Genomic DNA, 23207 nt, shown 5'->3' with positions numbered 1-23207 from the left:
CGGCGCCGGTCTCCCGGAGGACCCCGACTGGCACCGGCCCGGTCAGCGCAGTCCGGCGAACAAGTCGTCCTCGGGTACCGGCGCGCCAGTGGTGTCGCGGACCCGGACGAAGGTCTCCATGCCCATCAGCTCGGTGAACCGGTCCCTGCCGAGTTGCAGGAAGAAGATGTTCTCGGTCTGACTGGCATGCGCGGCCAACGCGTCGAACTTCTGCGCGCCGTAGCTGCTCGTGTCCACCCAGGTGGTGATCTCGTCGTCGGGCAGGCCGAGCTGCGGCACCGACTCCGCAGACGCCGCGTCCGGCTCGGCCCACTCGACGCCGAGCTCCTGCATGATCCGGCCGAATTCCGCGAACGCCGAGCGCGGCACGGTGGTCCAGTACACCTTGGCGGGGATGTCCGTCATCGCGACCGCGGCCATGGTGATTCTGTGGGCCTGGATGTGGTCCGGGTGGCCGTAGAAGCCGTTCTCGTCATAGGTGACGACGACGTCCGGCCGGTACTGTCGGATCAGCTCCGCCAGCCGGTCCGCCGCCTCCGCCACCGGCGTGGTCCAGAATGCGCCGGGCAGGTCGTTGGTCGGCCAGCCCATCATCCCGGAATCGGCGTAGCCGAGCGTCTCCAGGTGGGTGACCTTCAACGACGCGCAGCTGGCCTCCAGTTCCTCCTGGCGCATCGCCACCACGGCGGCCGGGTCGTGCCCCGGGTCGCCGGGCTTGACCCCGCCGGGGCCGTCGCCACATCGCCCGTCGGTGCAGGTCACGAGCACTGTCGAGATCCCTTCCGCCGCGTAGCGAGCCAGGACACCACCGGTGCTCGTCGCCTCGTCGTCGGGGTGGGCGTGCACCGCCATCAAGGTCAGAGATCGCTCAGCCATGCCATTACCCTACGAGGGACGTCGCGACCGCTCGCCGGGGCTTCACCTGGCCACCGCCGCCCTGGCCGCGACGGCGGGTGGCCTGGTGGTCGCCCCCGACCGGTCAACGCAGATGTGACTCGATGGCCTCGATGATGCGCGGACGGAGTTCAGCTGCGCGGATGACGGCGTCCACGGAGCCGACCTCGACAGCGCGCTGGATGTTGTGCACGCGGTCGAACTCCGTGGCCACCTCGCCGAGCTTCTCCGCTCGGACCGACGAGCGGAGTTCGTCGAGTTCCGCGGTCAACGCGGCGCGGTCGGCGCCGGAGGCGGCCGCTGCGCGGGCCTCCAGGTCCCGTACGCGGGGGTCGGCCGCGGTGCGGGCGTCGACGTCGCCGGAGAAGACCACCGCAGCGGCGGGAGCGCCGCCGAGGACCGAGGCGAATGAGCCTTCCAGCGCCAGCACGGTCATGTTGGGGTTCAGCGCCTTCGAGAACACCACGAACGCGCCGCCGTGGTACCGCGAGATCACGCAGAACACGATGGGCCCCCGGAAGTTCACGATCGCGCGGCCGATCTCGGCGCCGTACTCCAGTTGCAGCTTTCGCATCGACTCGGGCGAGCCGTCGAAGCCCGACAGGTTCGCCAGCACCACCAGCGGTCGGTTGCCGCTGGCCGCGTTGATCGCCCGCGCGGCCTTCTTCGACGACCGGGGGAACAGCGTGCCCGCGGTGTAGGTTTCCGGGCCGTCGGTGGGCGGGAAGCCACGCCGCGGCACCGTCCGGGACTCGATGCCGAGCAGGCACACCGGCATGCCGCCCAGGTGCGCGTCCTGCACCACCGCGGTCTCCGCGTCGGCCATGCCCGCCCAGCGTTCCAGCACCGGGTGGTCCTGGTCGGACAGCGCCCGCATCACGGTCCGGATGTCGAACGGCTTCTTGCGGTCCGGGTTGGCCTCGGCGGAGAAGATCTCCCCGACGGTGGTGAAGTCGCTGCCGGCTGCGGCATGCGGGAAGTCGGAGACGTCGCGGTCGGTGGGGTCGGTGGTGGTCGCCCGCCGCGGCGCGTCCTCGCCGGGTGCGACGTACGTGTGGTCGTAGTGCGACATCAGTACGTCCCGCGCGGCGGGGAGGCTCGGCGCCCAGTACTGCGCCTGCCCGTTCGGGCCCATCACCCGGTCGTAGCCGCCGATGCCGAAGTTGTCCTCGGCGGACACGCCACCGGAGAAGTCGAGCGACTGCTTGCCGGTGAGCACCATCGCCGAGTCCGGTGTCATCACCAGGACGCCCTTGGTGTGCATGAGCATCGTCGCCTCGGCGTTCCAGTACGGCTGCGCGCCGACGTTGATGCCCGCGACCACGATGTTGATCTCACCGCCGTCCTGGGTGAACTCGACGATCCGCTTGAGCGCCGCCGCCACCCAGTCCATGTTCTCCGTGCCCGACTTCATCGAGATCCGGGCGCCGGCGGACAGCGCGTACCACTCCAGCGGCACTCGCATCTGCTCGGCCAGGTCCAGCGCGGCGATCACGCGGCGGCACTCCGGCTCCGACAGCGCGCCCAGCGACTTCGTCGGGTCACCGAGCAGCACGACCCGGGTGACGCCCTGCGGGTGCCGCGGGGTCGACGTGGTGACGATGCCGGCGACGATCGCCGCGGTGTTGCGCCCCTTCGGCCGGTCGACCGGCACCAGCGCATGGTCGTCGTCCAGGTCGTGCTCGACGAAGTCGCCGAGCAGGCCGGTCAGCTCGTACGGGTACACCGTGTTGCGGCTGCTCGCGCGCAGCACCTTCAGCCGGTAGTCGTCGAGCGGCTCGACCGGCTCGACCGGCGGCTCGCCGACGGTCAGCTCGGCGCCGCCGGTGGCGTCGAAGGAGATCCGTACGGCGATCTTGGTCAGCTCGCCGGTCTGGCGGTCGCGCTGCCGCGCGATGAACAGGATCTCCTCCAGCCCGGCGCCGACGGTCGTCGGGCGCACCCGCCCGGCGATCATCTCCATCTCCTCCCGGGTGAGGTCGCTCGGCGGCCACACGTAGATCACGATCCGGTTGGTGTTGAAGCGGGTCTTCGACGGTCGCCGGGACTGCGCGCGGCGGATCGAGTCGAGGCAGGCGGCGACGGTGTCCTCGGTCGTGGGCAGCGCGACCAGCCGGCCGTCGTGCTCGCGCAGCGCGGTCAGGTCGCGCACCTGCGCGAACGCGACGAGACGCTCGTCGGACGGGTTCTCCCGCGCCAGGCACTGGAAGAGGTAGACCTCCTCGTCCGACGACGGCAGCCGGGTCAGGTCGAACTTGCGCAGCCGCTCCAGTTGCATTCGCTGCGCGATGTACGGGTGCAGGCCGCGGATCAGCCGCTCCTCGGCCATCCCGGCGCCGGACGGGCGGAACGTGAAGTGGTGGTGCATCACTGCTCCGCCGCGACCCGCGACGGTGGTGGTGACTCTGCGGACCTGGTGCGGCAGCGGGTGCGCGTTGATGACCTCGAGCAACGCGGTGGCCATCGCGTCGAAGTCCTGCGGCTGGCTCTCCCAGGCGAGGTAGATGTCGGCGTCGACGGCATCCTCGCCGCCGGCGAGTTCGGCGAGCCCGTGCAGCGCGCCGCCCAGCGCGTCGAAGCTCACCGCAGCGGAGACCACGCTCGAGTCCGCGCGCTCGGCGACCACGAAGCTGCAGCCCGCGACCTCACGGATGCCGACGCTGGTGAGCCCCTTGTTGCCGTAGTACCGCCGGGTCAGTACCTCCAGCATGACCGCGTTGTCGAGGTGGTCGCGGACGAGCCGCTGGCCGAGCAGCCGAACCAACGGCTCGGTGCTGCGTACCATCGCGGCGATGCGCTCGGGGCGGTCCGGCGCGTCCGGGTGCGCGTCCAGGTGGCGCTGGTGCTTGCGGACCTCTGCGTAGACGCGGGCGCGGTTGCGGCGCAGCAGCGGCTGGGCGAACCAGGCGAACACCACGCCGCGGGCGAGGTCGGCGACCACGGGGAAACGGACCTGCGTCGCGGCCACCAGCCGCTCCAGCGCGAGGCCCGCCGGCTCGCGCAGCGTCTCGTCCGGCGGCGACTCTCGCAGCCACGCGCGCAGCAGCGCCGCGACGACCGTGGCGTCGGCGGACGCGCGTTGCTGGGCGAGGAAGATCCGGAACACGGCGGCTTCGAGCTCGGGGGAGCGCTCCAGGTCGGTGACCCCGTAGTGCCCGAGCGCCTTGGCGAGCTTCGCCTGGAACGAACTCGGCAGTCCGGCCCGCTCGACGTCGAGGCTCTGCAGGTAGGTGTGGAAGTACTCGCGGGCGCTGTGCACGTGGGCGTCGCCGCCGCCGTCCTCGCCCGTGGGCCGGTTGCGGCTCAGCTCGGTGAGGTCGGCGAACACGTTGACGAGGTCGAGTTCCTCGGCCAGCGGCCGGTGGCCGTCCTCGGTTGCCGCCCGACGCGCGGCGAGGTAGTCGTCGAGCACCCGACGGTCGTCGTGCGGGTCCACGTCGAAGCCGAGCAGCAGGCCGCGCAGGTCCTCCTGGCCGCGCATGGCGCGCTTGCGCGCCGGGATCTCCCCGGGCGCGGCGGGCAGGTCCAGCTCGACGGACGCGGCGGCGGGGCCGTCCGCGGCCTCGTCGGCCTCCTCGGCCAGCGGCTCCAGCCGCAGCAACGGTGCGCCGGCCTCCACCTGGCTGCCCACGGAGACGGCGCATTCCTTCAGCCGCGCCTTGAACGGAGCCCGCAGCACCGTCTCCATCTTCATGGCCTCCAGCACCAGCACCGGCGCGCCCGCCTCGACCTCGGCGCCGACCTCCAACGGCGTGGCGACGACCAGCGCGGGCATGGGTGAGCGGACGACGCCGCCCTCGTCGCGGCCGACCCGGTGCGTCACGCCGTCCACCTCGACCAGATGGATCGGCCCGTGCGTCCCGGTGAGCAGGCGGTACCGGACGCCGTTGACGACGATCTGCCCGGTGTGCCGGTCGAAACGGTCGAGCTCGACGTCGGCGGTGCGGACGGCCGCGCCCGCTTCGATGCGGACGCGGAACCGGTGCGCGCCGACCCGCGCCACCCGCACCCGGTAGCTGACGCCGCGCAGCTTGAGGTCCAGCGGTCGGCCACTCTTGTGCTGCACCTGCGGCCGCCCGCCGAACGCCGTCGACAGCAGCCGCTGCCGCTCGATGCGTTCCTCCTCCTCGTACGCCTCGATGGCGGCGGCCGCCAGCGCGACGGCGGAGTGCCGCTGCGCGACGAGCCTGCCCGCGCCGCGGACGCGGTCGATCCAGCCGGTGTCCGCGCTCGCGTCGATCACCTCGGGCTGGTCGAGCAGGTCGAGCACGAAACTCTTGTTCGTCGCGCCGCCCTCGATGATCACCGTGGTGTTCGCCATCGCCCGGCGCAGCCTGCCGAGCGCCTCGTCGCGGTCGCGACCGTAGGCGATGATCTTCGCGATCATCGAGTCGAAGTCGGCCGGGATGGTGTCACCCTCGCTGACGCCGGTGTCCACCCGGATGCCCGGCCCGGCGGGCAGGTCCAGCCGCGCGATGCGGCCCGGGGAGGGCGCGAAGTCGCGGTCGGGGTCCTCGGCGTTCAGCCGGGCCTCGATGGCGTGCCCGCGCTCCACCGGCGGCTCGCCTTCGAGCCGCCCGCCCGCGGCGACGTGCAGCTGCGCCTTGACCAGGTCGAACCCGGTCGTCGACTCCGTGATCGGGTGCTCGACCTGCAGGCGGGTGTTGACCTCGAGGAACGCGAACAGCCGGTCGCCAGGGTGGTAGAGGAACTCGACGGTCGCCGCACCCCGGTAACCGACCGCGACGGCCAGCCGTTCCGCCGACGCCTTGAGCTCGGCGACCTGGGCCGGGCTGAGCACCGGCGACGCCGACTCCTCGATGACCTTCTGGTTGCGCCGCTGCACCGAACAGTCACGGACACCGAGCGCCCACGCAGTGCCCTGGCCGTCGGCGATCACCTGGACCTCGACGTGCCGGGCACCGGTGACCAGGCGCTCCAGGAACACGACGCCGCTGCCGAACGCCCGCGCCGCCTCCTGGCTGGTGCGCTCGTACGCGTCGGCGAGTTCGGCCGCGTTCGTGATCACGCGGATACCGCGCCCGCCGCCGCCCGCAGTCGCCTTCAGCATCAGCGGATAGCCGATCTCGGTCGCCGCCGCCAGGGCGGCGTCCAGGGTCTCGACCGCGCCACGGCTCCACGGCGCGACCGGCACGCCGACCTCCTCGGCGATCAGCTTCGCGCCGATCTTGTCCCCGAGCTTGCGCATGGCCTCCGCGCTCGGCCCGACGAAGGTGACCCCGACCTTCTCGCACAGCTCCGCGAACGCCGGGTCCTCTGCGACGAAGCCCCAGCCGACCCACGCGGCGTCGGCCCCGGTCTCCACCAACGCGCGCTCCAGCACCTTCAGGTCCAGGTACGGGCGCGCGGACGCGGGACCGAGATCGTAGGCGATGTCCGCCTCACGCACGAACGTGGCGGTGCGGTCGACGTCGGTGTACAGGGCGACGGTCTCGATCCGGGCCCCGGTCTCCGCGGCCAACTCTCGGACCGCGTGGATGAGCCGCATCGCGGCCTCACCACGGTTGACGATGGCGACACGGCTGAACACCCGAACGACCCCTCCGGTAGACCCACGATGTACGCGCCGCGAGACCCCGGCCTCCGGCAGTGATCACCTTTCCGCCTGCCGGCTGGCAGCGCCATGTCGTAACCACCGAACCCGAGGCGGCACCATTTGTAGGAACCGAACAAAACTTTTTGGCTGCCCACGCCTCTCGTCAGGCGGGTGCGAACGGCAGTGACGGCACGTGCCGGGACCGCGGGCTCAGCCCGCCGACGGGTGGTGCGCGTCGACTGCCCGGCCCATGCGGGTGACGGCGTCGGTGAGGATCGTGGGTGAGGTGGCGAAGTTGAGTCGTACGAAGCCTGCCCCGCCGCTGCCGAAGACGTGCCCGGAGCTGAGGGCGACCCGTGCGCGGTCGAGGAACATCTTCGCGGGCCCGGCGACGTCGCTGGCCACGCCGGGTTCGCCGTCCGGCTGCTCGGTGGCGATGCCCAGGCCCGTGCAGTCCAGCCAGGCGAGGTAGGTGCCCTCGGGGCGGTGGTATTTGACGGATGGGAGGTGCTTCGCCAGCAGCGTCGCCAGCAGCGTGCGGTTGCCGTCGAGGCCGCCGAGGAGGAGGTCGAGCCACGGCCCGCCGGCGCGGAACGCGGCGGTGTGCGCGATGACGCCCAGGTGGCTGGGCCCGTGGCTGACCTCCTCCGGCAGGCGCTCGAGGTCGGCGGCGGCCTGCGGCCCGGCGACCGCGAGCGCCGCCTTGAGGCCGGCGAGGTTCCACGCCTTGGAGGCGGAGGTCAGGGCGAACGCGTTCTGGGCGCCGGCCACCGTGAGGTACGGAGTGAAGTGCGTCCCGGGCAGCACCAGGGGGGCGTGGATCTCGTCGGAGATCACCCGCAGGCGGTGCCGGCCGGCCAGTTCGGCGACGGCTTCGAGCTCGTCACGGCGGTGGACGACGCCGGTCGGGTTGTGCGGGTTGCACAGCAGGAACGCCGGCCGGCGGCCGCAGGCCCGGGCCCGGCGGAAGGCCTCGTCGAGAGCGGCGGGGTCCATCCGCAGGTCGGGTCCGAGCGGGGCTTCGATCACCTGCCGGCCGGCGTGGCTGACGAAGGCGTAGAAGGGCGGGTAGACGGGGGAGCAGACCACCACCGCGTCGCCGAGGTCGGTCACGAGCCGGAGTGCCTCGACGACGCCCATCATCACGTCCGGTACGACCCTGGTGTGGTCGACGCGGAAGTCGTGCCAGCCCCAGCGCCGGGCGGCGAACTCGCCGAGCGCCTCGGCGTACGCCGTCCCGTGCGCGTAGCCGGTGTCACCGAGGTCGATCGCGCGGCGGAGCGCGTCGGCCACGGGAGGAGCGAGGGGTACGTCCTGCTCGGCGACCCAGAGGGGGAGCACGTCGGGCGGGTGCATGCGCCACTTCACGCTGCTGCGCTGCCGGAGTTCGTCCAGCGTGAGCAGGGTGAGCGGATTCTGGGCCGCGAAGCCGTCGGCCGAGGGGGCAGGGGTTGCCATGCCGCCCACCCTAGGCTGTACGTCGATGTCACCGACCGTGGCTTGGTGGTCGAGGTGTTCGCGACGAAGGAGGATGCGGACCGGCGGGCCGACTACATCAAGAAGTAAAGGCAATGGACAGCCAGCGGTGGATCTGCCGAACCCGCTCCTCGATCTCTGCTCCTCCTCTCGCCGCCGGTCGCCAACGGCGCGGCCGTCCGGTCACCGTCGTTGACACCATTTGGGGGAGTATGCCGCCAGGGTCCAACAGGATCGGTGAGACATGCGGTAATTGCCGGACAGCTGTCTCCGGGAAACCGCCCGGGCGGCTGTTTGTCGCACAGAGAGGAAACGGGGATGCAAAGACAATGGCGCAGGGCGGCTGTCGCGGCCGCCTTGTCGATCACCGGTGTGCTCGCTGGACTGGCCACTGTGGCGCCGGCACAGGCCGAGACCATGGCCGCCCTGGACCTTCAGCTCGCCGTCGCCAGCGACGGCACGGCCAGTGCGGTGAGCGGCAAAGCGATGGTGCACGGCACCGTGACGTGCGACCAGCCCGCGTCCGTATCGCTCACCGGCGCCGTCTTCCAGGTGGTCAAGAAGGAGCTGGTCCGCGGCACCTTTGGTGCCCTGGTGAACTGCACGCCGGGTACGGCGGTGGAGTGGACGGCCTCGGCCACGCCGAATGGCACTACGCCGTTCGGGAAGGGCGACGCCGAGGTCAGCACCCAGGCGACCGCCTACTACAACGAGTACGGCGACTCCGTCACGGTCGACGACACGTCGATCGTGACCCTGTCCAAGTCCTGACCCCACCCACGCCTGGCGGCCGGACCGGCTACGGTCGCGCCAGGCGTGGGTGGGGCCGGCCCCGAACAGGGACGGCCTGCCGGAGGCGGCGGGCCGGCTCGTCACCTCAACGTCGGAGCACCGCCGTCAACTGGGAAGCCGCGTGTTCAAGCCACAGCGCCGCGAGCACCTCGTGACCGCGATGACTTGGATGCACGCCGTCGGGCGCGAGTCCGGCTGCGTCGCCGACGGCGTTGAGGGCCGCGTCCGCCGGCACGAGCGCGGCGTCATAGTCCCGCGCGAGGCTCCGCACTATCGCGATCTTCGGTTCGAGGTCCTCACGCCAGGCGACCTGCTCCGCCCGCACCGGGAGCAGGAAGGGCTCGATGAGCACGAGTCCGACGCGGTCGGCGGCGAGTGGCTCGAGCAGCGCGCGACAGTTCGCCTCGAAGTCCGCCGCCGGGGTCGGGTCGTCGCTGTCGTAGCGTCGCCAGGTGTCGTTGACGCCGACGAGCACGCTAACGAGCGCCGGCCGCGCCGCCAGCACATCTCGGTCCCACCGCTCGCGGAGATCGCGGCTCCGATCGCCGCTGATCCCGCGGTTGAGCCAGTGCGCCTCGCCCCCCAGGGTCTCAGCGATCCGGAGGACGTATCCGTCTCCGAGCCCGGCTGAGTCTTCACGCCGCCCGCAGTCGGTGACGCTGTCGCCGGCGAAGAGGATGGTCGGCTGGTTCATGAGATCCTTCCGATGTCGATGAGCATCGCCTGCTGCGGGTTGAGCGTCGGCATGGGAACGCCGGCCCCCGCGAGCACGGCGCCGGAGAGCTCGATCGGGTGTTCGGCGGCTCGGGCCACCCACTCGGGGTCTCGCCCCTGGTGCCGGCTCGCCGCGCCGAGTTCCTCTCGGATGACGACTCGGTAGCGGGCGGTGCGGTCGAGTCCGGGGAAGCGGACCCGGCCGGACTGGCCGGCCGCGGAGGTCTGGAACCGCACCCAGGTGAACAAGGCCCTCGAGCCGTCGCGGGCGACGGTGCCGTAGAGCGCGGTCGCGTCGTCAGCGAGGTCGGCGTTGACGACCCGCCCCGTGTGGAGGAACGGGCGGAACTCGCGGTACAGCTGCGACCACGCGGCGATGGTCGCGAGTTCGTCGTCGCTCGCGACGGTGAGGTCCTGCTCGATACCCGCGTGCGCCGTGAGCGACGCGACGAGCCGGAACGACAGGTCGGTGGTGCGGGAGGTGGTGTGGGCCCGGGCCGGTCCGACGTGCGAGCCGATGAGTTCCGGCGGCACGAGTGCCCGCGTCCACCGCTCGATCTGCACACGTTCCACCGGGTCATTGCAGTCCGAGGCCCACACCCGATCGGTGCGGTCGAGGATGCCGAGATCGACACGCCCGCCGCCGCCGGAACACGTCTCGATCTCCAGGCCCGGGTGCCGTTCGCGCAGCTCGTCGAGCAGCCGGTAGAGCGCGAGCGTCTGCCGGCGGACGTTCGGCCGGTCGCCGCTCGCCTCGCGGCTGACCGCCTCGAGCAGGTCGCGGTTGTGGTCCCACTTGAGATAGTCGATCGAGTGCTCACGGACGAGAGCGTCGATGCGGGTCAGCAGGTATTCGTACGCCTCGGGGCGGGCGATGTCGAGCACGTACTGCTGCCTTGAACTCGACCCGAGACCGGCGCTCGGCCCGAGGATCCAATCCGGATGCCGTTCGGCGAGCGCCGAGTCGAGGTTGACCATCTCTGGCTCGAACCAGAGCCCGAACTGCAGGCCGTGGGAACGCACGACCTCGACGAACGGGCCAAGGCCGTCGGGCCACACGTCGCGGTCGACGAACCAGTCGCCGAGGCCGGCGTCGGCCGCGCGGCGCCGATGGAACCAGCCGTCGTCGAGCACGATCCGCTCGACGCCCACCTCGGCGGCTCGTTTCACGAGCTGGGTGAGCCGGTCGAGGTCGTGGTCGAAGTAGACGGCCTCCCAGGTGTTCAGCACCAGCGGTCGCGGCGTCGAGGGATGGCTCGGCCGGCTGCGCAGTCGGCGGTGCAGGCGATCCGCGACGCCGTCGGTGCCGGCATCCGACCAGATGAACAGCACCGTCGGCGCCTCGTAGCGGTCCCCGTCGGCGAGGATGACCTCGCCCGAGTGCAGGGACTCACCCGCGCCGATGACGGCGGAGAAGGCGCCGGCTCCTTCGGGGAGGCGTTCGGCGAGGTAGCGCTGCTCGCCGCTCCACGCCAGGTGCATCGCCCAGACCTCGCCGTGGCCGAAGCCGAACGACTGCGTCCCCGCGACGAGGAGGTAGGGCGAGTCGTGCCCGGGCTTGCCGCGATGCGCGGCGCGCACGTGCGTGCCGAACCCGAACGGCGTGCGCTGCGGAGCGCGCTCACGGCACCACTTCCCGGTGAAGTCGAGCAGCTCGGTCGCCCGTTCGGGCACGGGCATGAGCGCGAGGAGGCCGTCGAGCGTGTACGGCGCGCCACCGGTCGACGCGTTGAGGGCCGCGTCGCGTTCGATGCTCATCCGAACGGCGAGCACGCCGAAACGGTCCAGTTCGTAGACGACGGTGGACCGAAGCGCCGTCACCCGGTCGACGAATCGGAACTCGATGCTGCCGCCGACGCCGTCGCCCGGGACGTCGATGCGATGCGACTCGAGCAGGGGCCGCGGGGTCGTCGCGTACCCCGCCGCGTTCCCCGACTGCGCGGTGGTGCCCGACCAGCCGTCGTACTCGCTCGGCCACACGGACAGGACCCTGGGTTCGTCGGGCGAGTTGTTGAGGATGGCGGGTTCGGCGGTGAGCCGAAGCTCCTCGTCGCGGCCGTCCGTCGGCTCTCCGAGATCCGCCCCCCAGTGCAGGACTCGGGGGGTGGGATGGCGCACCTCGACGATGAAGGCGGTGCCTCCGGCACGCAGGGTGAGTACGGCTTCGGCGCCGGAAAGCATGGGTCACAGCCTCCGTGGACGGCTACAGGGAAGTTACTTGACGCCGTAAATTAATCATGTCTACGCTGTCGCGGCAAGCGCAGGGGAAGTCGGTCACCTCGCCGTCGAGCACCGCGCGACAGGTCGAACATGCGGGAGCAGGAAGACCAATGGCGCTTTGGAAATCAACGGCTCGCGAAACGCGGCCACCGCTACAGGCGATGCGGCGTAAGACGCCGCGCCGCCCGATCAACGCGAGCTCCCCGGCCCACCGCGGGGACGCACGGCTCGCCTGGGCGCTCATCGCGCCCTCGTTCGTCGGCTTCGCGGTCTACCCGGCGCTCCGCGGCCTCTGCTTGAGCTTCGCCGGCTACGCGGTCCTCACCCGGCCCCGCTGGGTCGGCTTCGGCAACCACGTGAAGCTCGCAGGCGACCAGTTCTTCTGGTGCTCGCTCGGCGCGGGAATCAACTGATGGCCGAGACGCTCCGCCTCGCCTGGCGGCAGCCCGCACGCGAGTGGGTGGAGGCCACGCCCCTCGGCAACGGCCGCATCGGTGCGATGGTCTTCGGTGGCGCTCAGACGCGCATCCAGGTCAACGACGCGACCATCTGGTCGGGTCACCCCGACGGGCCGGCCGACGCGCTCGCCGATCTCGTGGCGCACGGAGCCGGGCCCGAACGCCTCGCCGAGATCCGGTCGGCGATCGATGCCGGAGACCTCCGACGTGCCGAAGCGCTCCTGATGAGTTTTCAGGGCCCGTACTCCCAGGAGTTCCTGCCGTTCGTCGATCTGGAGCTCGAGACGCGCGGCGCGGCCGTCGCGGAAGGCCGGCCCGCCCGCATCCTCGACCTCGACGAGGCGCACGTGACCGAATCGCTCGCGATCGACGGCGCCGCCGCCACGCGCCGCACCTTCGTCTCCGCGCCTGCCGGTTGCCTGTTCGTCGAGTACCTCGCCGACCGGCCGGTGCTCGACGTCGACATACGCCTGTCGACGCGCCTGTGCGAGGCGGGACGCGACACCGCCGCGACAGGCATCACCCTCGACGTGGTCGCGCCGATCGACGGTGCCCCCCTGCACGAAACGGCCGTGGAGCCGGCTCATCGCTTCCTCTCCGGTGAAGCCGACGGCTTCGACCACTTCGCGGTCGCGGCGCTCGCGGTGCGAAGCGACGGAACCGAGGGTTCCGTCGGCGACACCCTGCGGATCCGCGGGGCGAGCCGGCTGCTGATCGCTCTTTCCACGTCGAGCCGGGCCGCATCGTGGTGGGCCGACCCTGACGGCGCCGACTGGCGCAGCTCCTCCCGCGAGGAGATCCGGGAGCGCGCGCTCTCGAACGCGACGGCCGCCCTGCGGCAGACGGCGGACGAGCGGTTCTCCGAGCACCTCGCGGACGTGCGGGACCATGCCTCGGGGGCGCGCTTCGCGATCGGCGGTCGGCGGGCCGGCACCTGGGACGTCGAGCGCGACATTCTCCAGGGCGACGACGATGGCCTCCGGGCGACCGTGCTCGCCGAGTACGGCCGCTACCTGCTCGCAGCGTCGTCTCGCTCGGGCAATCCCGCCGCGAACCTGCAGGGGATCTGGAACGACGAGCTCAGACCGCCCTGGTCGTCCAACTACACGATCAACATCAACACGCAGATGAACTACTGGGCGGCACCGGTGGTCGGACTCGACGATTCGACCGACCCGCTGATCGCACTCGTGCGGCGGATCGCGAGCACCGGCTCCGACGTCGCGGCCCGCCTCTACGGCGCCCGCGGCTGGGTCGCCCACCACAATAGCGACCTCTGGGGCTGGAGCCTGCCGGTCGGCATGGGTCACGGCGGCCCGAGCTGGGCGATCTGGATGATGGGCGGCGTCTGGCTCACCCACAACCTCTGGGACCATTACGAGTTCACCGGCGACCTCAAACTGCTCGAGCACACCGTATGGCCGCTCATGCGCGGGGCAGCGCTGTTCTGCCTCGACTGGCTCGTCGACGACCCCGTGACCGGCCAGCTGCGCACCATCCCGTCGACCTCGCCCGAGAACCTGTTCGTCGGCCCCGATGGACGGCCCGAAGCGCTCAGCGTCTCGACGACGACGGACATCGCCCTCATCCGAGCGCTGTTCGAGCGCGCCCGCTCGGCCATCGCCGTGCTCGGCCTCGACGACCCGCTCGACGTCGACCTCGCCGCCGCCCTCGAACGGCTCCCCGAGCTCGAGGTCGGCCCCGACGGCCGGCTGCGCGAATGGTCGACGGATGTCGCGGACGAGGACCCGCACCATCGGCACATGTCTCCGCTCGTCGCGCTCTACCCGCTCGGTCTCATCGACCCCGTCCGCACGCCCGAGCTCGCCGAAGCGGCGCGCCGCTTCCTCGACGCCCGCGGACCCGGGGCGATGGGCTGGTCGTGGGCGTGGAAGATCGCGCTTCGAGCCCGGCTCGGCGACGCCGCCGAAGCCCGAGCACTACTGCTCGAGGCGATCACCGCATTCGACCGCGACCACCGCAGGCTCGCCCCCGTCGACGGATCCGAGTGGGGCGGGCTCCTGCCGAACCTGTTCAGCACGCACCCGCCCTTCCAGATCGACGGCAATTACGGGTTCACGGCGGGGATCGCCGAGATGCTCGTGCAGAGCCACCACGGCCGCATCCGGCTGCTGCCCGCACTGCCTGCGGAATGGCCCTGCGGCCGGGTAGCGGGGTTGCGCGCACGCGGCGGACTCGAGGTCGACCTCGCCTGGGCGGACAGCGCCGTCGAGACCGCCGTGATCCGCGACGTTCGCGGCGCCCCGCACCGGATCGTCGTCGAGCACGGCGACCGGCTGCTCGAATTCGAGCTCCCGGCACACGGCGAGGTCACGCTACGGCCGTCCGACCACCCCGCGCCGACCTGGACATCGCATCTTCGCCGACAGCGTCAGCGCCATCGGCGCACCCGCCGGCCTTCACCGCCGAGCGTATGAACGCGCCGGCACATCAGACCCACCACACCCACCCAACCGGGCGTCAGTGACGGCGCCGGCTCCGCCCCGCTCGCTGACTACCGTAGTGTCCGATCGACGCGTTACCACGCCCTGGCCGGCGTCCAAGCAAGAGGGATCCCGGGAATGAGCGAAGCAGCCGCCGCAGTCTCGCTGCTCCGAGGGGCCTCCGCGGCGGCGGCCGAGGTCTTCAAGAGCATCCTCACGCGGGGCCCGATCACCCGCATCGACATCGCCCGGCTCACGGGCCTCTCGCAAGCGGCGGTCACGAAGGCGGTCGCGCCGCTCATCGGGGCCGGCCTCGTCTCCGACCAGCTCGAGTCGCAGCGCGACGGGCAGCCAGGGCGGCCGGCGAACCCGGTCATGGTCGTTCCCGATGCGCTGGTCTTCGTCGGCATCAAGGTCAACGCCGACGAAATCGTCGGCGTGGCGACCGATCTGACGACGAGCATCCTGGCCAGCGACCGGCGTCCGCTCCGTTCCACCAACCTCGACATCGTCGTCGACGCCATCGAGGCGACCGGGACCACACTCGTAGACCTGCTCGGCGTGCGAGCCGAACGCATCTGCGCCGTCGGGGTCACCGTCTCCGGCGACGTCGACGCGCACAGCGGCATCGTCCGCGAGTCTGCGATCATGGGCTGGACCGATGTGCCGCTCGGGAAGATCCTGACCGGCCGCCTCGACCGCGACGTGCTGGTCGAGAACGACGTTCGCGCCCTCACGATCGGGGAGCACTGGTTCGGCGTGGGCGTGGGCACCGCTTCCTTCGCGATCGTCACGATCGGCCGCGGCATCGGCAGCGGCATACACGTCAACGGGGCGGTCGTCGAAGGTGCCTACGGCGTCGCGGGCGAGATCGGGCACCTCCCGCTGACCTCGCCGGACCGGATCTGCCCCTGTGGTCGCCGCGGCTGCGTCGAGGCGGTCGCAGGCACCCCCGCCATCGTCGCCGAGGTCTCCCGAGGCCACGGCAAGGATCTGTCGATCGACGAGGTCCTCGACCTGGCGCACCGCGGCGACCCCATCGCCGTCCGGACGTTCGAGCAGGCAGCGACCGTGATCGGCACGGCGATCGCGACACTGGTGAACCTCGCCGGGCCCGAACTCGTCATCATCGGCGGCGAGGCGGTGAGCGACTTCGACCTCTTCGAGGAACACCTGCGTGCGGCGTACGCCGAGCACGCATTCGGCGCGGCGAGCCGCTGCCGGATCGTCACGCGCCCGCACACCTTTGAGGACTGGGCACGCGGCGCCGCAGCCTCGGCTATCCGCCGATTGGCGGAGAACCGGATCTGAAGCGCGGCCGGGGCCCGGGCCGCGGCGTGACTTCGGTCAGCGGCCGGGTGCGATCACGTCGTCGTCGGGGATCAGGACGACCTCCAGTCGGCGGGGCCCGTGCACCCCCTCCACCCGGTCCAGCTCGATGTCGCTGGTCGCCGACGGGCCGGAGATCCAGGTCTGCGGCGCGCGCGGGTCGAGCCGGGCGACGGCCTCGGGCACCAGGCCCACGATCTGGCCGGTCCGGACGACACAGATGTGCCGGTCGGGAACGAGCGTCAGCACCCGGCGTCCCTGGGCTTGACCGGCGTCCAGCACGATGGTGCCGGTGTCGGCCACCGCTACCGCGCAGCCGGTCAGTACGGCGTCCATGCCGTCGAGGTCGGCCGGCGACAGAGGGGGTGTGTCCCGGCGGACCTGCCCGGCGAAGCCGGTCAGCCAGTGCCCGGGGATGTCGTCGGGCACCGCGAGCCGGTCGACGCCGGCCAGCAGACGCGGGAGAGCATCGAAACCGTGGTGGACCACCGCGCGGTAGTCCACCAGCCGGTCGACGAACAGCTCGACCAGATCGACGGACTCGGCGACGCGGCGATAGTGGCGCGGCACGTCGACCGGCGTCGGTGCGTCGACCAGCGCCGCCCGCAGGCGGGCGAGGACCTCGGCTCGGGCGGTCACTGCTTTTCCCACCATTCACGGAAGGTCTGCGGCGCGGGCAGCGGGGCGTCGCGCGACCGCGTCCACGCCGACGCCGGCCAGGGCAGCCGGCGCAGGGTGCGCGTCCCGGTCCGCCGATGCCGCCAGGCGCCCAGGGGGCCGGCGGCGCGGCGGGCAACCCGCAACGCGAGGGCCCACCGTCGTGGGCTGCGCATGATCCACGAGAGGGTACGCATGGCCGTCCGCTCCGCCACCGGGTGCGGTGCCTGTTGACGCAGGTGGACGAGGATCTCCGGTATGTCGATCTTGACTGGGCAGACGTCGGCGCAGGCGCCGCAGAGCGTGGACGCGAACGGCAGCGACGCGTTGTCGGCCACCCCGGTCAGCTGCGGAGACAGGATCGCCCCGATCGGCCCCGGATACACCGATCCGTACGCGTGCCCACCGGCCCGCCCATAGACGGGGCAGACGTTGAGGCAGGCGGAGCAACGGATGCAGGACAGCGCCGACCGGCCGACCGGATCCGCCAGCACCGCCGAACGTCCGTTGTCGACGAGCACCACGTGCACGTCCTGCGGGCCGTCGCCCGGGGTGACCCCCGTCCACATCGAGGTGTAGGGGTTCATCCGCTCGCCGGTCGAGGAGCGCGGGAGCAGTTGCAGGAAGACCTCCAGATCGGCGAAGCTCGGCACCAGCTTCTCGACACCGACGACGCTGATCAGGGTCTGCGGCAGGGTGAGGCACATCCGCCCGTTGCCCTCGGACTCCACCACGACCAGGGTGCCCGTGTCGGCGACCGCGAAGTTCGCCCCGGACACGGCGACCTTCGCCTCCAGGAACCGGCGCCGCAGGTGCAGGCGGGCCGCCTCGGCCAGCTCCCGCGGCTCCGCGCCCAGGTCGGCGGGCGCGTCGGCCATCCGGCGGCGGAAGATGTCCCGGATCTGCGTCCGGTTGTAGTGGATCGCGGGCACCAGGATGTGTGACGGGGTGTCGTCGCCGAGCTGCACGATCAGCTCGGCGAGGTCGGTCTCGTGGGCGGCGATGCCGGCCGCCGCCAGGGCCTCATTGAGCTCGATCTCCTGGGTGGCCATGGACTTGACCTTCACCACCTCATCGGCGCCGGCCGCGCGGGTCAGCTCGACCACGATCCGGCATGCCTCGGCCGCGTCCCGGGCCCAGTGCACCCGGGCGCCGGCGGCCGTGGCCGCCGCCTCGAACCGCTCCAGCAGCTCGGGCAGCCGCCGCTGCACATCGGCCTTGATCGCCGCCCCGGCATCGCGCAACGCCGCCCAGTCCGGGACCTCGTCGACGGCCCGGACCCGTTTGCCGCGGATCGTGCGGGTGGCCCGGTGCAGGTTGGCGCGCAGCTGGTCGTCGGCGACCGCGCTTCGGGCGGCGGTAGGGAACGGCAGCGGGGCGCGGATGCGGCCACCGCCGGTGGACGGAACTCCGGCGGGGGTGGCGGGGTGTCTCATGCGTAGTGTCCCGTCATGGCGAGGATCTCGGCGTAGTGCATCGCCCGTACGCCGGAGCGGGCGCGGTCCAGGCCGCCGCCGATGTGGGCCAGGCATGAGTTGTCCGCCGCCGCGAGCACCGCCGCGCCCGTCTCGCGTACCCGGGCGCACTTGTCGGCGAGCATCGCGGTGGACACCGCAGCGTTCTTCAGCGCGAAGGTGCCGCCGAAGCCGCAGCACTCGGTAGCGTCGTCGAGTTCGACGAGGCGGATCCCCCGGACGTGGCGCAGCAGGGTGAGCGGCTTGTCGCCCAGCCGCAGCATCCGCAGGCTGTGGCAGGTCGGATGGTAGGTGACCGTCTGCGCGAACGCGGCGCCGACGTCGGTGACGCCGAGGACGTCCACGAGCAGCTCGGAGAGTTCATAGGTGCGGCCGGCGACGGAGGCCGCAGCCGGGTGCAGGCGAGGGTACTGGTCGCGGATCATGGCGGTGCACGAGCCGGACGGCGCGACGACAGCGTCGTAGCCGTCGAAGGTGTCGGCGAAGCCGCGGACCATCGGCACCGCCTCCGCCCGGTACCCGGTGTTGGCGTGCATCTGACCGCAGCAGGTCTGCGCGACGGGGAACTCGACGGTGTGACCGAGTCGCCGCAGGATGCGGGTGACCGCGATGCCGGTCTGCGGATAGGCGAGGTCGTTGACACAGGTGATGAACAGGGCGATGCGCACGGCGGGTCCTCGGGGACGTTCGGCGGCACTCCGGCTGGGGTGGAGTTGACGCCGGATTCAGGAAGCGACGAGCGCCTGGATGCTCACCGTGGCCGCTCCACGCGCCCACTCCTCGAAGGGCAGCGGGCGGATCGACAACGGGCACTCGGCGGCGGCGCCGAAGGCCTGGCGCTCGAAGCCCGCACGGATGTGTGTCTCGAACAGGTCGTAGGCGGCCAGGCCTTCGCCGGACACGACGATCCGGGCCGGCCCGACCAGGTTCGCGACCGCGGCGATGCCGCAGCCGATCGCGTTGCCGGCGCGGGCGAAGACGGCGCCGACGCGCTCATCGCCGCGGCGTGCCAGATCCACCGCTTCGTCGAAGGTGAGCTCCGGCCGTCCGGAGCGTTGCCGCGCCTGTCCGACGATGGCATCGGTGCCGGCGATGGCCTCCACGCAGCCGCGGCCGCCGCAGTGGCAGGTGGGGCCGTTCGCGTCGATGCCGATGTGGCCGATCTCGCCGGCGACACCGTGCGAGCCGGAGACGAGCCGGCCGCCGATGACCAGGCCACAGCCGATGCCGGTGCCCACCGTGACGAGGGCGAACGACTCCGCGCCCACGCCCTCGCCGAACCAGTGCTCGGCGGTGGTCAGCGCCTTCACGTCGTTCTCGACCGTGACGGTGAGCCCGGTGAGCTTTTCCGCGCGTTCGCGCAGCGGCACGTTGTGCCACCGCAGAAATGGCGAGTACCGGACCAGGCCGGTGGTGGGGTCCACGTCGCCGGAGACGGCGAGCCCCAGTCGGCGGGTGCGCGCCCGGTAGCCACCGGGGCTGTCGAGCAGCTCGTCGACGAGGTGGCCGAGCTCGGTGAGGACGGCCTCGACGTCGGGGTCGGTCAGCGGCCGGTGGATCGCGGTGCGCACCTGCGCGCACAGATCGCAGACGACGCCGATCAGCTCGTCAGCCGTGATCTTCACGCCGACGAAGAACTCGCGGTCGGCCCGGACGGCCAGGGGGCTGGCCGGCCGCCCGGCACCCGGTCCCGTCCGCTCGGTCGCGGCCAGTTCGTGCAGGTAGCCCATCTCGATGAGTGGCCGTGCGGCCTTGGTGACAGCGGCGGAGGACAACCCGAGCCGGCGAGCGAGCCGGACCCGACTGAGTGGTCCTTCGGTCAGCACCGCGGTGAACACGGCGGTTACCGCGGGCGCGACGACGTCCGCCTTGGGATACATGGCCCAAACCTAGGCTTAATATTTAACTTCGTCAAGTATTGATTTCGTGTCTTGGGAAATTCTACGCTCGGTCGCACTCATCCGCCCGTCACCGCCCTGCTTCGTCGCCCCTCTGAACCGGAAAGGCATAGCGTGGCTCTGTTCGACCTACCCCTCGCCGAGCTGCTCACTTACTGCCCGGAACGCGTCGAGCCGGACGACTTCGACGCGTTCTGGCGGGCGACGCTGTCCGACGCGGCGCGGCACGAGCTGAAGCCGGAGTTCACCCCGTACGACGCGTTGCTGCCTGGCGTGCGGGTGCAGGACGCGCGGTTCAGCGGCTACGAGGGACAGCGCGTGGCCGCCTGGTTCCTCGCCCCTGCGGACGTGGCCGGGCCGCTGCCGTGCGTCGTGCAGTTCATCGGCTACGGCGGCGGCCGGGGCCGGCCCCACGAGTGGCTGCTGTGGCCGGCGGCCGGGTACGCGGTGCTCGTGGTGGACTCCCGCGGGCAGGGCGACGGCGACACCCCCGACCTGCCTGGCGGCGACACGCCGCAGCACTCCGGTCTGCTGACGCGCGGCGTGCTGGACCCTGAGCAGTACTACTACCGCCGGTTGTTCACCGACGCGGTGCGGGCGGTGGACGCGGCCGCCGCTCACCCGGACGTGGACCGCACCCGGATCGTCGTCGCCGGTGCCAGCCAGGGCGGCGGCATCGCGCAGGCGGTCGCCGGCCTGCACCGCCAGGTACGGGCCGCGCTGATCGACCTGCCGTTCCTGACCCACTTCCGGCGCGCCACCGAGATCACCGACTCGCACCCGTATCAGGAGCTGGCGGACTTCTGCGCGACGAACCGTGACCGGATCGAGCAGGTGTTCCGCACGCTGGGCTACTTCGACGGCGTCAACTTCGCGGCGCGGGCCACCGCACCAGCGCTCTACTCGGTGGCGTTGATGGACGACGTCTGCCCACCGTCGACCGTGCTCGCCGCGTACAACCATTACGCGGGCCCGAAGGAGCTTCAGGTCTGGCCGTACAACGGGCACGAGGGCGGCGCGACGTTCCAGCCACCGATCCAGTTGCGCTGGCTGCGAGACCTGTTGGGGTGACGGGTGCAGGTTCAGCGCCTCGCGGCCCGCCCCGAACCTGATCCGTGATCCGGCCTTGAGCCCCGGCTCAGCCCACCGGCCGCAGGTGGACGAGCGTGCTGGCGTGGTCGCCTGACGGCAGGTCGAGGGGCAGGCCGGAACCGAGCAGCACGGCACCCGCGTACGTCGCCCCCGTGTCGGTGTCCCGGTACACCACCTCCGGCCGCACTGCGGTCAGCCGCAATGGGGCGGTTGCGTGGCCGTACGGGCGGGTCGGGCACCAGGCGAGCACCACGTGCTCGTCGCCGTGGGCGTACTGCACCGCGGTCAGCGTGCCATCGCCGCGCAGCCGGTAGGCCGTACCGTGCTGGACGACCGGCCGGATGCGCTTGTACGCGGCGATCAGCTCGACGGCCTCCTTGAGCTCGTCGTCGGTCCACGCGGCGAGGTCGCCGCCGATGCCCAGAACGCCGGCCATGGCGACGTGGAACCGGAACCGCAGCGGAGTCTCCCGGGCGGTGGCCGCGTTCGGGCTGTCGGTGACCCAGGCGCCCATGACCTGGGCGGGGTAGAGCTGGCTGAAGCCGTGCTGGATGTCGATCCGGTCGACCGGGTCGGTGTTGTCCGACGTCCACACCTGGTCGGTACGGGCCAGGATGCCCAGGTCGGCCCGCCCGCCGCCGCCGGCGCACGCCTCGATGCGCAGGCCCGGGTGGTCGGCCCGCAGCCGGTCCATGATCCGGTAGACCGCGCGGGTGTGCTCGATCCACAGCCGGTCGGGATCGCCGTGCCCGGGCCACCCGGCCTCGGTGAACGGCCGGTTGGCGTCCCACTTGAGGAAGTCGATGTCGTGCGCGGCCACCAGCCGGTCGAGCCAGGCGTGGGTCCATTCGGCGGTGTCCGGCCGGCCGAGGTTCAGCACCAGCTGGTTGCGCAGCTCGGTGCGGTCGCGGTTGGTCATGTGCAGCACCCAGTCCGGGTGCGCCCGGTAGAGGTCGCTGTCCGGGTTGACCATCTCCGGTTCCACCCACAGGCCGAAGCGCATGCCGAGCCGCCGCACCTCCGCTGCGAGCGGGCGCAGCCCGTTGGGGAATCGGACCGGGTTGGGCACCCAGTCGCCGAGGCCCACGTGGTCGCCGGTGCGGGCGCCGAACCAACCGTCGTCCATCACGAACAGCTCGACGCCGAGGCTCGCGGCGCGCGCCGCCAGGGCGATCTGGCCGACCTCGTCCACGTCGAACCCGGTCGCCTCCCACGAGTTGTAGAGCACGGGTCGCGTCTCGTTCGGGTGGGACAGCACGTGTCGGCGCACGTACCCGTGCCAGGCGCGGCTGGCAGCCCCGAACCCGCCCGCCGTGTAGAGGCCGGCGAACACCGGGGTGTCCAGCGCCTCGCCGGGGGCCAGCGACCAGGTCAGCCCCTCGTGGCCGAAGCCGCCCGTCCAGGTCGTGCGGCCGACCGGGTCCCGGTGCAAGGTGATTCGCCAGCTGCCGCTCCAGGCCAGCGCGGTGCTCCAGACCTCGCCGTGCTCCTCGCCTGCCGTGCCGTCGTCGACGGCGAGCCGGGGATTGGCGTGGTGGCTGGTCACCCCGCGCCGGCTGGTGAAGACCGTCTCGGCCACGGCGACGTCGGTGCGTCGGAGCTGGAACTCGCTGTTCCAGCCGCCGACGAGGTGGCTCACCCGGTAGTCCGTCCGGTGCGGCGCCGCCCAGGCGGCGGAGTCGCAGCGCAGCACCGTGATCGGGGTGCGGTCGTCGTGGTTCTCGACGGTCGTCCACCGCTCGATCACGTCGCTGTCGGCGCATACCCGGTAGTGCAGGGTGAGGCGCAGCGGGTAGTGCCGGTCGTGCAGCCGGATGCGCAGGTGGCCGCCGTCGACGTCGTGGCCGGCGTACCGCCACTGGACGCCGCGGGTGCCGTCGGCGAAGCGCACGAGCAGGCTGGGTGGTCCGAAGCGGGCGCCGCCCTCCACCGCCAGTTCGTCCACCGCGGCCACCGCCTCGAAACTGCTCGCCGCCGGGGAGATGCGCTCGGCAACCTTCACCGCCTCGGTCAGCGTCAGCGTCGCTCCCCAGTGGACATGTCGCACGGTGTCGTCGTCGGCGAGCCGGATGGCGTACGCGGTGGTCGGGCCGCGCAACAGCCAGAGGCGGTGATCGGGATCGAACAACACAGGGGGCATCAAGTCCTCGGCGGTGGTGGGCGACGCGCAGATGAGTGCCGCCGAGAGTAGGACCCACGCC

Annotated in this window: 15 protein-coding genes; 5 read left to right on the top strand and 10 right to left on the bottom strand. The window is 71.8% G+C overall.

Annotation, left to right across the window (positions count from 1 at the left end; all coding sequences use genetic code 11):
* Positions 1-42: 42 nt before the first annotated feature.
* The 3 genes from JNW87_RS01830 to JNW87_RS01820 all read right to left on the bottom strand — a co-directional run bounded on the left by JNW87_RS01830 (position 43) and on the right by JNW87_RS01820 (position 7909).
* Positions 43-876 (bottom strand): PIG-L family deacetylase, encoded by an 834-nt coding sequence (locus tag JNW87_RS01830; protein ID WP_109803102.1) that lies wholly within the window; start codon positions 874-876, stop codon positions 43-45.
* A 103-nt stretch (positions 877-979) separates the two neighbouring features.
* Positions 980-6445, bottom strand: a complete 5466-nt coding sequence (locus JNW87_RS01825) for a carboxyl transferase domain-containing protein (RefSeq protein ID WP_109803101.1) — start codon at positions 6443-6445, stop codon at positions 980-982.
* Positions 6446-6661: 216 nt separating this feature from the next.
* Positions 6662-7909: a MalY/PatB family protein gene (locus JNW87_RS01820; RefSeq protein WP_109803100.1), complete on the bottom strand. Its 1248-nt coding sequence runs from the start codon at positions 7907-7909 to the stop codon at positions 6662-6664.
* 336 nt (positions 7910-8245) lie between these two features.
* Here JNW87_RS01820 and JNW87_RS01815 point away from each other — a divergent pair, with 336 nt between their 5' ends.
* Positions 8246-8698, top strand: a complete 453-nt coding sequence (locus JNW87_RS01815; protein WP_146231156.1) for a hypothetical protein — start codon at positions 8246-8248, stop codon at positions 8696-8698.
* Between the two features lie 106 nt (positions 8699-8804).
* On the opposite strand, the gene JNW87_RS01810 is transcribed toward JNW87_RS01815, so the two are convergent.
* Both JNW87_RS01810 and JNW87_RS01805 read right to left on the bottom strand, forming a co-directional pair.
* Positions 8805-9413 (bottom strand): GDSL-type esterase/lipase family protein, encoded by a 609-nt coding sequence (locus JNW87_RS01810; protein WP_109803098.1) that lies wholly within the window; start codon positions 9411-9413, stop codon positions 8805-8807.
* Positions 9410-11614: an alpha-galactosidase gene (locus JNW87_RS01805; protein WP_109803097.1), complete on the bottom strand. Its 2205-nt coding sequence runs from the start codon at positions 11612-11614 to the stop codon at positions 9410-9412. Before JNW87_RS01805 ends, JNW87_RS01810 begins: the two co-directional genes overlap by 4 nt.
* A gap of 200 nt (positions 11615-11814) precedes the next feature.
* On the opposite strand from JNW87_RS01805, the gene JNW87_RS01800 reads away from it, so the two are divergent.
* The 3 genes from JNW87_RS01800 (at position 11815) to JNW87_RS01790 (ending at position 15866) form a co-directional block, all read left to right on the top strand.
* A complete protein-coding gene (locus tag JNW87_RS01800; RefSeq protein ID WP_109803096.1) occupies positions 11815-12066 on the top strand; it encodes a sugar ABC transporter permease in 252 nt (83 codons plus the stop codon).
* Positions 12066-14549 (top strand): glycoside hydrolase N-terminal domain-containing protein, encoded by a 2484-nt coding sequence (locus JNW87_RS01795; RefSeq protein WP_109803095.1) that lies wholly within the window; start codon positions 12066-12068, stop codon positions 14547-14549. The genes JNW87_RS01800 and JNW87_RS01795 overlap by 1 nt, the downstream gene beginning before the upstream one ends.
* A gap of 144 nt (positions 14550-14693) precedes the next feature.
* On the top strand, positions 14694-15866 hold the full coding sequence (locus JNW87_RS01790; RefSeq protein WP_109803094.1) for an ROK family transcriptional regulator: 1173 nt from the start codon (positions 14694-14696) through the stop codon (positions 15864-15866).
* Between the two features lie 36 nt (positions 15867-15902).
* Here JNW87_RS01790 and JNW87_RS01785 read toward each other — a convergent pair whose 3' ends face one another.
* Genes JNW87_RS01785 through JNW87_RS01770 form a run of 4 tightly spaced genes read right to left on the bottom strand, consistent with a single transcriptional unit; the run spans position 15903 to position 19896 of the window.
* A complete protein-coding gene (locus JNW87_RS01785) occupies positions 15903-16523 on the bottom strand; it encodes an LUD domain-containing protein (RefSeq protein ID WP_238452830.1) in 621 nt (206 codons plus the stop codon).
* Positions 16520-17977, bottom strand: a complete 1458-nt coding sequence (locus JNW87_RS01780) for a lactate utilization protein B (RefSeq protein WP_109803093.1) — start codon at positions 17975-17977, stop codon at positions 16520-16522. The genes JNW87_RS01785 and JNW87_RS01780 overlap by 4 nt, the downstream gene beginning before the upstream one ends.
* A complete protein-coding gene (locus JNW87_RS01775; protein ID WP_109803092.1) occupies positions 17974-18684 on the bottom strand; it encodes a (Fe-S)-binding protein in 711 nt (236 codons plus the stop codon). Before JNW87_RS01775 ends, JNW87_RS01780 begins: the two co-directional genes overlap by 4 nt.
* A gap of 57 nt (positions 18685-18741) precedes the next feature.
* Positions 18742-19896, bottom strand: coding sequence for an ROK family transcriptional regulator (locus JNW87_RS01770; protein WP_109803091.1), 1155 nt, complete (start codon positions 19894-19896; stop codon positions 18742-18744).
* A 132-nt stretch (positions 19897-20028) separates the two neighbouring features.
* Here JNW87_RS01770 and JNW87_RS01765 point away from each other — a divergent pair, with 132 nt between their 5' ends.
* Entirely contained in the window at positions 20029-20985 is a 957-nt protein-coding gene (locus JNW87_RS01765) for an acetylxylan esterase (RefSeq protein ID WP_109803090.1), read from the top strand.
* A gap of 67 nt (positions 20986-21052) precedes the next feature.
* On the opposite strand, the gene JNW87_RS01760 is transcribed toward JNW87_RS01765, so the two are convergent.
* Complete coding sequence (locus JNW87_RS01760; RefSeq protein ID WP_238452829.1) at positions 21053-23146, bottom strand: alpha-galactosidase; 2094 nt, start codon at positions 23144-23146, stop codon at positions 21053-21055.
* Positions 23147-23207: the final 61 nt, after the last annotated feature.

It is taken from the genome of Micromonospora sp. ATA51 (genome assembly GCF_016802855.1).
GTDB lineage: Bacteria > Actinomycetota > Actinomycetes > Mycobacteriales > Micromonosporaceae > Micromonospora > Micromonospora sicca.
Note: the sequence above shows the minus strand (reverse complement) of the source record. Positions and strands in the feature narration are given on the sequence as shown.

Bases quoted from the DNA above. Each gene is read 5' to 3' on its own strand.
- JNW87_RS01800 (WP_109803096.1), top strand. From the start codon at position 11,815: ATGCGGCGTAAGACGCCGCGCCGCCCGATCAACGCGAGCTCCCCGGCC.
- JNW87_RS01770 (WP_109803091.1), bottom strand. From the start codon at position 19,896: ATGTATCCCAAGGCGGACGTCGTCGCGCCCGCGGTAACCGCCGTGTTC.
- JNW87_RS01805 (WP_109803097.1), bottom strand. From the start codon at position 11,614: ATGCTTTCCGGCGCCGAAGCCGTACTCACCCTGCGTGCCGGAGGCACC.
- JNW87_RS01780 (WP_109803093.1), bottom strand. From the start codon at position 17,977: ATGAGACACCCCGCCACCCCCGCCGGAGTTCCGTCCACCGGCGGTGGC.
- JNW87_RS01810 (WP_109803098.1), bottom strand. From the start codon at position 9,413: ATGAACCAGCCGACCATCCTCTTCGCCGGCGACAGCGTCACCGACTGC.
- JNW87_RS01790 (WP_109803094.1), top strand. From the start codon at position 14,694: ATGAGCGAAGCAGCCGCCGCAGTCTCGCTGCTCCGAGGGGCCTCCGCG.
- JNW87_RS01820 (WP_109803100.1), bottom strand. From the start codon at position 7,909: ATGGCAACCCCTGCCCCCTCGGCCGACGGCTTCGCGGCCCAGAATCCG.
- JNW87_RS01830 (WP_109803102.1), bottom strand. From the start codon at position 876: ATGGCTGAGCGATCTCTGACCTTGATGGCGGTGCACGCCCACCCCGAC.
- JNW87_RS01760 (WP_238452829.1), bottom strand. From the start codon at position 23,146: ATGCCCCCTGTGTTGTTCGATCCCGATCACCGCCTCTGGCTGTTGCGC.
- JNW87_RS01795 (WP_109803095.1), top strand. From the start codon at position 12,066: ATGGCCGAGACGCTCCGCCTCGCCTGGCGGCAGCCCGCACGCGAGTGG.
- JNW87_RS01815 (WP_146231156.1), top strand. From the start codon at position 8,246: ATGCAAAGACAATGGCGCAGGGCGGCTGTCGCGGCCGCCTTGTCGATC.